Raw genomic sequence first — 13,409 nt, 5'->3', positions numbered from 1 at the left:
ACTCCTGTTGTTTGAATCATGTGCGTCAGCAAACGACACGCAGAGATAAGAAAAGAGCGCCATCAGGCGCTCTTCACTGTTACGGCAGGATTTCCTGTTGGTCCGCACCCTCTTTCTCTACCTGGGTCGGCAGCATGTGCTCGCGCTTGACGCCGAGGAACATGGCAAACGAACTCGCCACATAGATGGAGGAGTAGGTACCGAACGCCACACCGATCACCATGGCCACGGCAAAGCCGTGGATCAGCGCACCGCCCTTGAGCAGCAGCGCCAGCACCACGATAAAGGTGAGGCCGGAGGTGATGATGGTACGGCTCAGGGTCTCGGTCATGGAGAGATCGAGAATGTAGTCGGTATCCCCTTTACGCACCTTGCGGAAGTTCTCCCGCAGGCGGTCGAACACCACTATGGTATCGTTCAGGGAGTAACCCACCAGGGTCATCAACGCCGCCAGCACGGTCAGGTCGAACTCGTACTGGAAGTAGGCGAACACGCCCAGGGTGATCACCACGTCGTGCACCAGAGAGAGAATACCCCCCAGCGCCAGACGCCACTCGAAGCGCACCGCCACATAGGCCAGGATACAGAGGATGGAGGCCAGCATGGCCAGCGCACCGTCTGTCGCCAGTTCATCACCCACGGAAGGGCCGACAAACTCGACGCGTTTGAGCACAGCGCCCTCGTCAAGCAGCTTGGCCGCCGCCAGCACTTCGTTACCCTGTTGTTCTACCTTGACCCCCTCTTTCGGGGTCAGGCGGAACAGCACGTCACGGCTGGAGCCAAAGTGTTGCAGGGTTGCCCCTTCAATCTTCTGCTCTTCCAGTGCGTCGTGGATCTTGTCCAGGCTCACCGACTGCTGGAACCCCACCTCGATGGTGGTACCACCGGTAAAGTCCAGACCCCAGTTCAGACCCCGATCAAACAGGAAGAACAGGGCAATCACCATCAGCACGGAAGAGAAAACCACACCCGGCTTGGCATAGCGCATAAACGGGATCGGTTTTTCAAAATGTAGAATCTGAAACATCTCTCTATCCTCAGATGGGCAGCTTGTCGATGCGCCGTCCACCCCAAGCCAGGTTGATAATGGCACGGGAAACTGTGATGGCAGTAAACATGGAGGCGGTCAGACCAATGCCCAGCGTCAGGGCAAAGCCCTTGATGGCGCCAGTACCGATACCGAACAGGATCACGCACGTGATCAGCGAGGTAACGTTCGAGTCGGCGATGGTGGAGAATGCCCGATCAAAGCCCAGATGGATGGCTTGCTGAACACCGCGACCGTTGCGGATCTCTTCACGAATACGCTCGTAGATCAGCACGTTGGCATCCACCGCCATACCCAGCGTCAGCACGATACCGGCGATACCCGGCAGGGTCATGGTGGCGCCCGGGATCATCGACATGATGCCGACAATCAACACCAGGTTCATACAGAGCGCCAGGTTGGCGACCCAGCCGAACGCGCGGTAGTAGATCCCCATGAACAGCACGATCACCAGCATGGCCCAGCCGATGGCTTCCATACCGCTGTCGATGTTCTGTTGACCCAGGCTCGGGCCAATGGTGCGCTCTTCCACGATCTGGATCGGGGCGATCAGGGCACCGGCACGCAGCAGCAGCGCCAGGTTGTGGGCTTCGTTGGCGTTGTCGATACCGGTGATACGGAACTGGCTGCCAAGGCGCGACTGGATGGTGGCGACGTTGATCACCTCCTCCTGCTTGCGGAACTTGCGCTTGCCATCCGGACCAGGCTGACCGACCGGCTTGTACTCGATGAAGACGGTCGCCATCCCTTTACCCACGTTGTCCTTGGTAAAGTTGGCCATCTTGTTGCCACCCTGGCCATCAAGCTTGATGTTGACCTGGGGACGGCTGTACTCGTCGAAACCGGACTGGGCACCCACGATGTGGTCACCGGTCAGGATCACCCGCTTTTGCAGCACTACAGGACGACCGTTGCGATCGCTGTAGAGCTTGGAGCTGGGCGGGACACGACCATCGGCAGCGGCTTGAATATCAGCCGCCTCATCCACCATGTGGAATTCCAGGGTCGCGGTGGCACCCAGGATCTCCTTGGCGCGGGCGGTATCCTGAATACCGGGCAGTTCAACGACAATGCGCTCGGCACCTTGCTGTTGTACCAGCGGCTCGGCCACACCCAGTTCGTTGACCCGGTTACGGATGATGGTGATGTTCTGCTCGAGAGCGTACTTCTTCACTTCCTTGATTTTGGCTTCGCTCAGACCGGCCAGCAGGATGAACTCATCCCCCTTCTGCTCGGTGGTGAAGGTCAAATCAGGGTTCTGACGACGCAGATGAGAAACAGCGCGTTCCTGATCCGCTTCATCACGGAAGATCACCTGCACCTGATCGCCGGTCCGGCGCACGCCGGAGTAACGGATCTTCTGGTTGCGCAGCTCGGTGCGGAAATCCTGCACCATCTGCTCTTGCTGCTTGGTCAGTGCTTCGGCCATGTCCACTTCCATCAGGAAGTGCACACCACCGCGCAGATCAAGACCCAGCTTCAGAGGCGCCGCACCGATGGCTTCGAGCCAGGCGGGAGTGGAAGGTGCCAGGTTGAGTGCGGTAATGAAGTTGTCGCCCAGCTTGCTGGCAACAATATCGCGCGCCTTGAGCTGGTCTTCGGTGTTCTTGAAACGGATCAGGATAAAACCGTGCTCGAATGCAGCATGTTTGACCGGGATCTTGGCCGTTTCAAGGGTCTCTTTCACCAGGTCAAGGGTATCTAGCTTGACTTCGGCACCACGGCTGGCAGAGACCTGCAAGGCCGGATCTTCGCCGTAAAGATTGGGGGCTGCATATAGAAAACCGATGGCGATCACGAAGACCACCATCAGGTATTTCCACAGCGGATAGCGATTCAACACGCTGTGCTCCTTGGGAGATTAAAGGGACTGGATAGAACCCTTGGGCAGAACGGCGGAGACGAAGTCTTTCTTGATGGTGACTTGAGTCTGGTCGTTCAGGGCGATCACCAGGTAATCGCTATCGGCAGCCACTTTGGCAATCTTGCCAACCAGGCCACCGGAAGTGAGCACTTCGTCACCCTTGGACAAGGAGGTCATCAGATTGCGGTGATCCTTGGCGCGTTTGGCCTGGGGACGATAGATCATGAAGTAGAAGATCAGGCCAAACACGGCCAGCATGATGATCATTTCCATACCACCACCCTGTGCACCCGGAACTGCGCCTTCTGCATACGCCTTGGAGATAATGCTCATTTAACAACCTCTTGTTTTGATGTAGATTTGATAAAAAACTTATATATCGTTGTTATTTCACGTCTTTTTCAGCTAGCGGAGGCACAGGCTTCCCTTGCCGACGGTAAAACTCTGTTACAAAGTCGTCTAATTTACCCTGCTCGATCGCGTCCCGCAAACCTTGCATTACACGCTGGTAGTAACGCAGGTTATGAATCGTATTCAGACGGGCACCGAGGATCTCGTTGCACTTGTCCAGATGATACAGATAGCTGCGGGTGTAGTTCTTGCAGGTGTAGCAATCGCAATCGGCATCCAGGGTGCTGGTGTCGTTGCGATACTTGGCGTTGCGGATCTTCACTACGCCATCGGTGGTGAACAGGTGACCATTGCGGGCGTTGCGGGTCGGCATCACGCAGTCGAACATGTCGATACCGCGGCGCACCCCTTCCACCAGATCTTCCGGCTTGCCAACACCCATCAGGTAACGCGGCTTGTCGGCCGGAATTTTCGGGCAGACGTGCTCGAGGATGCGGTGCATATCCTCTTTGGGCTCACCCACCGCCAGACCGCCGACCGCATAACCGTCGAAGCCGATCTCCAGCAGGCCGTTGAGGGAGACATCCCGCAGATCTTCGTAGACCGAGCCCTGAATGATGCCGAACAGGGCGTTTTTGTTGCCCAGCGCATCAAACTTGTCGCGGGAGCGCTTGCCCCAGCGCAGGGACATCTCCATCGACTTGCGCGCTTCTTCGTAAGTCGCCGGATAAGGCGTGCACTCGTCGAAGATCATCACGATGTCGGAGCCCAGATCGTACTGGATCTCCATGGACTTCTCGGGGTCGAGGAAGATCTTCTCGCCATTGATGGGGTGACGGAAGTGGACGCCCGCTTCGGTGATCTTGCGAATGTCGCCCAGGCTGAATACCTGGAAACCACCGGAGTCGGTCAGGATCGGACCCTGCCAGTTCATGAAGTCGTGCAGATCGCCGTGAGCGCGCATCACTTCCTGACCCGGGCGCAGCCAGAGGTGGAAGGTGTTACCCAGCAGGATCTGGGCACCGGACTCACGCACCTCTTCAGGGGTCATCCCCTTGACGGTGCCGTACGTCCCGACCGGCATAAAGGCCGGCGTCTGTACCACACCACGTTCGAACACCAGTTGACCGCGACGGGCACGGCCGTCGGTGGTTTTCAGTTCAAATTTCATTGCTACCTCGGCTGCGTCAGATAAACAGTCTGACAATAGGAGGGCCGCTCACGGCCCGGTAAATACGCTGAAGCTTATGCCTCAGCCTGGCGACGGGTGACGAACATGGCGTCCCCGTAGCTGAAGAAACGGTAATTTTCGGCCACGGCAGCCTGATAGGCCGCCATCACGTGATCGTACCCGGCAAAGGCGCTGACCAGCATGATCAGGGTCGACTCCGGCAGGTGGAAGTTGGTGACCATGGCATCGACAATCTGGAACTGGTAGCCAGGGAAGATGAAGATGTCGGTGTCACTGAAGAATGGCGCCAGCGGTTTGCCCTGCGCCAGGGTGACCTTGGCCGCACTCTCCAGCGAACGCACCGAGGTGGTCCCCACCGCAATCACCCGGCCACCACGGGCACGGGTTGCCGCGATGGCATCCACCACCTCTTGCGGCACTTCCGCATACTCGGAGTGCATGTGGTGATCTTCAATCTTCTCCACCCGCACCGGCTGGAAGGTCCCCGCCCCTACATGCAGGGTGACGAAGGCCGTTTCAACCCCTTTGGCCCGAATTTTCTCAAGCAGCGGCTCATCAAAGTGCAGACCGGCGGTCGGCGCGGCAACGGCGCCGGGCTTCTGATTGTAAACGGTCTGGTAGCGCTCCTTGTCGGCATCCTCGTCGGGACGGTCGATATAGGGGGGCAGCGGCATGTGACCGATGGCCTCCAAAATCTCCAGCACCGGACGCGGGTCGAGGAAGTGGATCTCGAACAGCGCGTCGTGGCGGGCACGCATCTCTGCCTCCACGCCACCATCCATGATCATCCGGGTGCCCGGTTTGGGCGCCTTGGAGGCACGGACATGGGCCAGCACGCTGTGCGGGTCCAGAATGCGCTCCACCAGTACCTCCAGCTTGCCGCCGCTGGCCTTCTGGCCAAACATGCGCGCCGGAATGACACGGGTGTTGTTGAATACCAGCAGGTCACCGGGGTTGAGCTGGTCCAGCACATCGACAAATTGACCGTGGCGCAGGGCGCCAGTTTGACCATCGAGCTGCAACAGGCGGCTGGCGGTACGCTCTGCCATCGGATAGCGGGCAATCAGCTCGTCTGGCAGATCAAAATGAAAATCGGATACTTGCATCTTTCACCTCGGGGGGAATCGGCGGCTAGTCTAGTTATCCCCATCTTCCAAGGCAACCCAAAAGACCAAAAACCCAAGAGAGACAAGGGATAGCGAGCAATATTGAGACACGCCTCCGGTTAATGATTCTTTAATGATCTGTATTGACCCTGATCATGTTTTGCCAGTGGTGGCTGGGCTAGGGTGAAAGCAGATACACAAGGAGGCCCACCATGATGACCCTATCCGAAATCATGACCGAACATCCCTTCACTCTGGGTCCGGAAAACAGTGTCAAACAGGCGATGGACCTGATGCAGCAGGAGCGGATCCGCCACATTCCCATCGTCGACGAGCAGCACCACTTGTTGGGGCTGGTGACCCTTACCGATATCCTGGCCACCCGCGAATCCAAACTGTTGCTGATCAATCCGGAGCGGGAAGCCGAGTTTACCGACAGCGTGCAACTCGACGAGATCATGACCCGCCAGGTAGCGAGTGTGGATCCCCATGCCGGTATCAAGGAGGCGGCACTCTACCTGCAGCGGCACAAATATGGCTGCCTGCCGGTACTCAAAGGACGCAAGCTGATCGGCATTGTCACCGAGTCAGACTTTATTGCCGTGGCCATCAACTTGCTGGAACTGATGGAAGAGCAGGAGCCACCCACCGACTTTTGATTGCAAGGATTGTAATTAAATTACAATAAAAGCGTTTTCAGACGTCAAAACAGGCTGAAATCATGAAACACTTTCATTTTGATTGAAAAATTACACCAAATACTTGCCTTGTGATCTGCGTCACACTATTATCCCCCTCATGCAATAGTTGCCGAGGGGGAGACGAGGGATTGTGCACCCATTATCTTCCTCTCATATGTCTGCAAGTTTGCACACCCCGTAGTTAGTCTTTGCTGTAAAGCATTTGTTTATATAGCCATTCCTTGTTTGATGACCCGGCCCTGTCGTTACGATAGCGCCGGGATTTTTTTATCCGCGTTTTCTGCTCCCCCTTGTCAGCACATCCCCATCGCTGCGAGCAGCGGCCTCAACCTCCTGCGCCACCTGTTTGCGCCACCGTTTATCTCATCGCGGCTGCACACGGCTTGCCATGCCTTGAAAAGGCGATGTACTGCACAGATATTGAACCACGACAAGGAGTTATCTCTGTACGCCAGAGATATTCATGTTAGGTACAGCCATAGTGAGATATCTAATAAGTAGATTTAAGCGATTCAAAATTGCGGCTTTTATCGATTAACCAAAGCCCCTATGATGAATCCATCGAAAGTTAAGCGCCTCGTCTGGCAAGACTCTTCAACACCAGACCGGCATATGTACATCACCAAGGAGCAATTACATGTCTACCTACATCAACACTGAAATCAAGCCGTTCAATGCTACCGCCTACCACAATGGCAAATTCGTTCAGGTGTCTGACGCAGACCTGAAAGGCAAGTGGTCTGTGGTGTTCTTCTACCCGGCTGACTTCACCTTCGTCTGCCCGACCGAGCTGGGCGACCTGGCTGACAACTACGCTGAATTCCAGAAGCTGGGCGTCGAGATCTACTCTGTCTCTACCGACACCCACTTCACCCACAAAGCGTGGCACGATACTTCTGACACCATCCAGAAGATCCAGTACCCGATGATTGGTGACCCGACTGGTACCATCACCCGCAACTTCGGTGTGATGATCGAAGAAGCTGGTCTGGCTGACCGCGGTACCTTCGTGATTGACCCGCAGGGCATCATCCAGATCGTCGAGATCAACGCTGGCGGCATCGGTCGTGACGCTCTGGAACTGCTGCGCAAGGTCAAAGCCGCTCAGTACGTTGCCGCTCACCCGGGTGAAGTGTGCCCGGCTAAATGGAAAGAAGGCGATGCCACTCTGGCCCCGTCCCTGGATCTGGTAGGCAAGATCTAAGCCTCCCGCTTCCAAGACCGGCCCGCTTCAGGGCCGGTCTGCTTTCCGGCCCGGTTAAATGCGCCGGTTAGCGCTCCGGCCTGTGTTAAATGTGCCGGTCACCTTTCCGGCTCAAATTTCACGCCGACCCGCAATCACAAGAAGGAATTCGAAGATGTTGGATACCAACCTCAAACAACAGCTGAACACCTATCTGCAGTACATCGTCAATCCCATCGAGATCAGCGTGTCCGGCAACGACAGCGACAAATCTGCAGAGCTGCTGGCACTGGCCAGCGAGATCGCCGAGATGTCCCCCAAGATCACCCAGACCTCTGGCACTGCCGCGCGCAAGCCTTCCATGAGTGTCGCGCCGCAGGGCCAAGCCCCGCGCGTTCACTTTGCCGGCATCCCCATGGGTCATGAATTTACCTCTCTGGTGCTCGCCCTGCTGCAAAGCGGCGGCCACCCCTCCAAGGCCGATGCGGCCGTGCAGGAGCAGATCCGCAATCTCAAGGGCGAGTTCAACTTCGAGACCTATATCTCCCTCTCCTGCCACAACTGCCCGGACGTGGTGCAGGCGCTGAACCTGATGGCCACCCTGAACCCCGGCATCACTCACACCATGATTGACGGCGCCCTGTTCCAGGAAGAGGTCGCTGAACGTCAAATCATGGCAGTACCGAATGTTTACCTGAACGGTCAACCGTTCAGCCAGGGCCGCATTTCGCTGGAAGAGATCGTCGCCAAACTCGACACCGGTGCCGCCGAGCGCAAGGCCGCCGAGCTGAATGAGAAAGCTCCCTACGACGTGCTGGTGGTGGGCGGTGGCCCGGCTGGCGCCGCCGCCGCCATCTATGCAGCTCGTAAAGGCATTCGCACCGCCATCGTTGCCGAGCGTTTCGGTGGTCAGGTGATGGACACCGTCGGCATCGAGAACTTCATCTCCGTGCCCTACACCGAAGGCCCCAAGCTGGCCGCCAGCCTGGAGCAACACGTCAAGCAGTACGGTGTGGAAGTGATCACCGAGCAGCGTGCCGCCGCCATCAGCAAAGATGGCTATGTGAATGTGGATCTCGCCTCCGGCGCCACCCTCAAGAGCCGAGCCGTGATCTTGGCAACCGGTGCCCGCTGGCGCGACCTGAACGTACCGGGAGAACTCGAGTACCGCACCAAGGGCGTGGCCTACTGCCCGCACTGTGATGGCCCCTTCTTCAAGGGCAAGCGAGTGGCGGTGATTGGTGGCGGTAACTCCGGTATCGAGGCAGCCATCGACCTGGCTGGCATCGTCGAGCATGTGACCGTGGTGGAGTTTGCCGATACCCTACGTGCCGATGAGGTGCTGCAGAAGAAGGCTCGTTCCATGGGCAATATCGACATCATCATGAGCGCCCGCACTACCGAAGTGATCGGTGATGGCAGCAAGGTGGTCGGCATGGATTACGAAGATCGCACCACCGGTGAGATCAAGCACCTGGCGGTAGCTGGCATCTTCGTCCAGATCGGCCTGGTACCGAATACCGAGTTCCTCAAAGGGAGCGAGATTGCCCTGACCCGCTTTGGCGAAATCGAGATCGATACCAAGGGCGCGACCTCCCTGCCCGGCGTCTACGCCGCAGGGGATGCCACCACGGTACCGTTCAAGCAGATCATCATCTCCATGGGAGCCGGCGCCACCGCCGCACTGGGTGCGTTTGATTACCTCATCCGTAACCCGGCGCCGGAAGCGATCAAGGCTGACGCCATTACCGCCTGATAAACCCCGCGCAACAAAAAGCCGACGCCCGATGAAGTAAACACGAGCGTCGGCTTTTTTACATCTGCATCGATGCGACATAAAAACCCCGCAGCAAATGGCGGGGTTGTTCATGACCTGGCTTAAACGACGGGATCACTCCAGCAAGAAAACGGCCTCGATATTATCGCTTACCGTGATCTGCTGTTGCTGATAGCTGTTATCCGCCATATCCGGCGCGGGGGCAGCCATCCCCATGGCCTGCACCGCCTTCAAGTTGCGGCTGTAGGCGGTGATGGGCGAAGCGTTGCGATACTCCACACTGTACACCTTGCCAAGCTTCATTCCGAACGCCTTGGCCAAAGATTCAGCCTTGGTTTTGGCGTCCTCAACGGCATTCAGACGAGCTTGCTCCTTGATGACTTGCGGCGATTTCAACCCGTATTCAATCTGGGATACGGACTCCAGCCCGGCTTTGAGAGCGGTATCCATCAAGGGGCTCAATTTATCCAGTTGATAGAGTTTGACCGCCAATTGCCGCTGGGCACGGTATCCCAGCAATACCGGCTTCTTGTTCTCACCATACTGATATTCCGGAGAGACCATCAGGTTGCCAGCCTCAACATCGCTGCGTTTGATCCCCAGCCCTTCCAGTTGGCTGAAAAAGGCTGCGACCTTGGTATCGACCTGCTGCTTGGCCTTGAGGCCCTGCTTATCCAGTGCAGTCACCGCCACATTGAGAGTGAGCATATCGGGTTCGGTCTTTTGCTCGGCATAACCGCTCACCACCAGATGGGGCGCTTGCGGCACTTCAATCGCCAGCAGCGGAGCACTGACAACCAGAGCGGAAAGAGTAAGAAGGGGACGCCACATAGAAAAAAACCTCAATCGGAAAGATTGAGGTCATTATGCCCGTGCAGCTAAGGGATTCATATATCGTGCAAGGGAGGGATCTGATCCAGTATCTGATTGGTCAGATCGAGGCTGATGGTGACCATGCTGCCGGGATCCTGGCTCTGGCTTGCCATATCCAGCGCTGGTGCCGCGCCACAGACCAATACCTCATCATCGAAATGGAACGAGTCCCACGACAGAACGTGTCCTTGCACCGCCTGTCCGATATCGGAGCCACCACTCGCCTCCTCCATCGCAGACCAGGCGATGGTATCAGACGGTCCCAGCAAATCGTGCAACAACGGGGAGTGAAAACTGGCCAGCGGATACTCCTGCTGCCCCTGCTCATGGCCAACCAGAATCATGTTATGGGCAGACTCGGTATCCATGACAGGCACATAAGTGATAGAGGCCGCAGCAAAGTCAACATAGAGCGAGCCCGCTACATCACCGGCCTCATTCTCAATCTCCATCCCATCCAGCCGGTCACCCGCGATCGAGGCCTGATAGCCAAACTGGCCGGCGCAGGTAATGTTCCCCTGCCCATCCCAGCTATAACGGATGCCATCAATGTCGACCCAGTTGAATGACTGCATGATTACCCCTCTCCTCTACAGCCGCTATCTTATCCATCCCCTTGAGGAAAAAACAGGGGCCAGGCAAGCCCGGCCCCGAGACAGCGTTACGGATCAACCTTCAAATTGCCATCCTCCAACAGTTTCTGGATGATCTCCAGATTACTGTCACCCAAGGTCGTCAGGTCAATACCATCAAAGAGAATGGTTTGATGCACCTCAACACCACTGGTTGAACCATTCGTATCGATGGTAAGGACCGTCTGTCCATGGACCTCGTCATAGCTGAAATTAAGGTATGACTGCAGTGAATCCGCATCCGGACTGGCCCCGACCAGCAACTCACTCAAATCAAGCACATCTCCCTGTGAATTGTCCTCGTCTAACGGGGTAAAATCAAAGTCTTGGATGATATCCACCCCACCATCTGCATCGCCAGCCATCCACTTGAAGGTATCCTTGCCGCTTCCCCCTGTCAGGGTATCGTTACCGATACCACCAATCAGTAGATCCTCCCCTTTTTGTCCGTAAAGAATGTCATCACCGGCGCCGCCATCCAGAATGTCATTGCCACCAACCGAACCGTCCTGACCAAAAGAGACATGCCCTGCGGCAATCAACGCTCTCAGTTCACTGTTGGTTGCTCCAGGATGCGCTGCGGCAAAGGCTACCCAACCTCCGTCGATACTGTCAGCATAAATACTGTCGCCAAAGAAGATATCGTTCCCATCGCCTCCCCGCAGAACATCATTACCGACAACTGCGACATTGATTAACCCCCCTGTAATATTACCAATAATGTCTGTCAGCTGATTGGCGGTGGTGACGTTATCTGCAAGCCCTCCTGCCCCTTCGATGTCGGTTAACAGTGCTAAAGCACTATCGGACACCTTGATACCAACCGACTCAATGGTAAAAGCCTGTGCTGTACCTGGACCAGCCGTTTCGATGAGCCCAACCTCACTGACATTATCATTATTTCCCGCTGTACCAAGGACGTGTTTTATGGCTGTCTGTGCATCAACAGATATGACACCACCGGAATCATTTAATGCTCGATTTGGTGCACCATCAGATACGAACAGCACCTTGTTCACATCCGCAGCCAAAACAGGGGCTGACGACTGAATCCAATTATTGGCCTGCACCAAGCCGGCCTCATAATTCGTATAATCCCCGTTAGCAACGATTGCATTGACAAACACAATCGCATCGTTCAACTGATCAAGTTTATCAATACCATTAGCGGTAAGCGTGAACGTACGACCAACGGGTGCATTTGTTCCAAATTTGACCAAGTGCACTTTGATATCACTAGCCCCCGATTCATAGAGGTTATTGAGAGATGCAATAACAGATTGTTTCAACGCATCAAGACGGCTGATATTAGTGGTCCCGCCCTGAATATTGGTAAAAGGAATATTGCTATCCATGCTTCCCGAATTATCCAGCACATAGACAATGTTGGCTTTTTGACCAGGTAACCTTGTGGAGCCACCAACATCCCCAATCAACACATCATTACCCGCAGCACCCTGAATAACGCCTCCAGCCACCGAATCGAACGGACTGGCTATATGGTGAGCAACGTGTGAAGAGTCGACATCACTGACATTGTGTCCAACCACCAGAACAGACTGGTTGCTACGGATGCAAATCTCCAAGTTTGCAGGTGCCTTATCACCATCCCCATCAACCAAGGTGTATGTAAACAACTGCTTCACTGCACCATCATCACCAAAGATCGCTGGTGATATATTGGCCTTGGCAACAAAGCTATATTCCCCCACATTGGTACCTTGCAGATCTATCCTGAGAACTCCGAGTTCAGTATTGAGGCTCAATACTTTGGTCACCGCGTCGAAACTATAAGTTACCGCCCCCGAGCCCAAAATTTCGATGCCAGAACCATCAGCATTTAGGGTATAGGTTTGAGCACCGACAGAGACTGATGCGATACATCTTACTCCATCAGCACCTGGGTTATCGTTAGCCAATACATTGCCGGTTACCCCACCGCCAGCGCTTGCCAGGTCAACCAAGGTAGCGGACAGATTTTCCGGCGAGGCAAGAATATAAGCTCCATTACTAGAAATCGGATTGAGGTAGGTACCTGTATCCACATTGATACCAATCGCATGTGCCTGGAAAGGATTTGTGGCGGAATTATTATCACTATCAACATTCCCATTTGTAATAAATGTTTGCCATGCAGTTATCGCTGAAACTTGGTTTGCGGGACCAGGTTCAGGATTACCGTCAGAGATAAAATACAGCTTGTTTTGTTGGTCTTTGTCCGCACCGACGGCATTAACATCGAGCAGAATTTGCGCTTTGGCTGTGTTAAGCGCATCTGCGTAATTAGTCCATCCGTCTGCGGTGAGCGCATTAACTGCATTTATCAGGTTGATATAACCACTATCACTAACCGAGTTGAAGTTATAGTCACCAACATTGGAGGAACCCGTTGCGAAGGTTACCAAATTGACATGTATTGGCGCATCAAGCCCTGCGTAAGCTTGCACCAAGTTAGCAACCGCAACTTTAAGTGCGGCCAGTTTTTCCCCCTGCATGCTGCCCGAGGTATCCAAAACCAGTGTTACATTTACCAATGGCAATGGTGATTGCATGATACAGACAGGGTTGTCATTCAGAGCTACCGGGCCGTCATCATCGAAGCTGAACACACTACTCTGGCTGACCACTTCTTCTTCATCTGTGCTACGACTGATCAGATCCACGGTCGCTGAACGGGTGATG

The 13,409-nt window shown here is 55.3% G+C and carries 11 protein-coding genes; 3 read left to right on the top strand and 8 right to left on the bottom strand.

Annotated elements, in window-relative coordinates:
- Positions 1-79: 79 nt before the first annotated feature.
- From secF to queA, 5 genes are all read right to left on the bottom strand, one after another.
- A complete protein-coding gene (gene secF / locus BSP75_RS07035) occupies positions 80-1,027 on the bottom strand; it encodes a protein translocase subunit SecF (RefSeq protein WP_042656348.1) in 948 nt (315 codons plus the stop codon).
- A 10-nt stretch (positions 1,028-1,037) separates the two neighbouring features.
- Complete coding sequence (gene secD / locus BSP75_RS07030; protein ID WP_075112701.1) at positions 1,038-2,891, bottom strand: protein translocase subunit SecD; 1,854 nt, start codon at positions 2,889-2,891, stop codon at positions 1,038-1,040.
- Positions 2,892-2,909: 18 nt separating this feature from the next.
- Positions 2,910-3,245, bottom strand: a complete 336-nt coding sequence (yajC, locus tag BSP75_RS07025; protein WP_042063375.1) for a preprotein translocase subunit YajC — start codon at positions 3,243-3,245, stop codon at positions 2,910-2,912.
- A gap of 52 nt (positions 3,246-3,297) precedes the next feature.
- Positions 3,298-4,434, bottom strand: coding sequence for a tRNA guanosine(34) transglycosylase Tgt (tgt, locus tag BSP75_RS07020; RefSeq protein WP_042063376.1), 1,137 nt, complete (start codon positions 4,432-4,434; stop codon positions 3,298-3,300).
- Positions 4,435-4,508: 74 nt separating this feature from the next.
- Positions 4,509-5,561, bottom strand: a complete 1,053-nt coding sequence (gene queA / locus BSP75_RS07015) for a tRNA preQ1(34) S-adenosylmethionine ribosyltransferase-isomerase QueA (protein WP_075112700.1) — start codon at positions 5,559-5,561, stop codon at positions 4,509-4,511.
- A 212-nt stretch (positions 5,562-5,773) separates the two neighbouring features.
- Between queA and BSP75_RS07010 the strand changes: the two genes are divergently transcribed.
- The 3 genes from BSP75_RS07010 to ahpF all read left to right on the top strand — a co-directional run bounded on the left by BSP75_RS07010 (position 5,774) and on the right by ahpF (position 9,201).
- Positions 5,774-6,220, top strand: coding sequence for a CBS domain-containing protein (locus BSP75_RS07010; RefSeq protein WP_042656350.1), 447 nt, complete (start codon positions 5,774-5,776; stop codon positions 6,218-6,220).
- 679 nt (positions 6,221-6,899) lie between these two features.
- Positions 6,900-7,466 carry an alkyl hydroperoxide reductase subunit C gene (gene ahpC, locus BSP75_RS07005; protein WP_011705621.1) on the top strand — a complete coding sequence of 189 codons (567 nt, stop codon included), beginning with the start codon at positions 6,900-6,902 and terminating at the stop codon, positions 7,464-7,466.
- 154 nt (positions 7,467-7,620) lie between these two features.
- Entirely contained in the window at positions 7,621-9,201 is a 1,581-nt protein-coding gene (gene ahpF / locus BSP75_RS07000; protein WP_075112699.1) for an alkyl hydroperoxide reductase subunit F, read from the top strand.
- A 135-nt stretch (positions 9,202-9,336) separates the two neighbouring features.
- Here ahpF and BSP75_RS06995 read toward each other — a convergent pair whose 3' ends face one another.
- From BSP75_RS06995 to BSP75_RS06985, 3 genes are all read right to left on the bottom strand, one after another.
- Positions 9,337-10,053 (bottom strand): SIMPL domain-containing protein, encoded by a 717-nt coding sequence (locus BSP75_RS06995; RefSeq protein ID WP_058053769.1) that lies wholly within the window; start codon positions 10,051-10,053, stop codon positions 9,337-9,339.
- Between the two features lie 56 nt (positions 10,054-10,109).
- On the bottom strand, positions 10,110-10,670 hold the full coding sequence (locus tag BSP75_RS06990) for a hypothetical protein (RefSeq protein ID WP_075112698.1): 561 nt from the start codon (positions 10,668-10,670) through the stop codon (positions 10,110-10,112).
- A gap of 86 nt (positions 10,671-10,756) precedes the next feature.
- The coding region (locus BSP75_RS06985) for a VWA domain-containing protein (protein WP_148140640.1) at positions 10,757-13,409 on the bottom strand (2,653 nt) is incomplete at its 5' end.

Origin of the sequence: Aeromonas sp. YN13HZO-058 (genome assembly GCF_001921245.1) — a bacterium.
Classification (GTDB): Bacteria; Pseudomonadota; Gammaproteobacteria; order Enterobacterales; family Aeromonadaceae; genus Aeromonas; species Aeromonas allosaccharophila.
The sequence above is the reverse complement of the archived record's forward strand: the minus strand, read 5'-3'. Positions and strand labels throughout refer to the sequence as shown.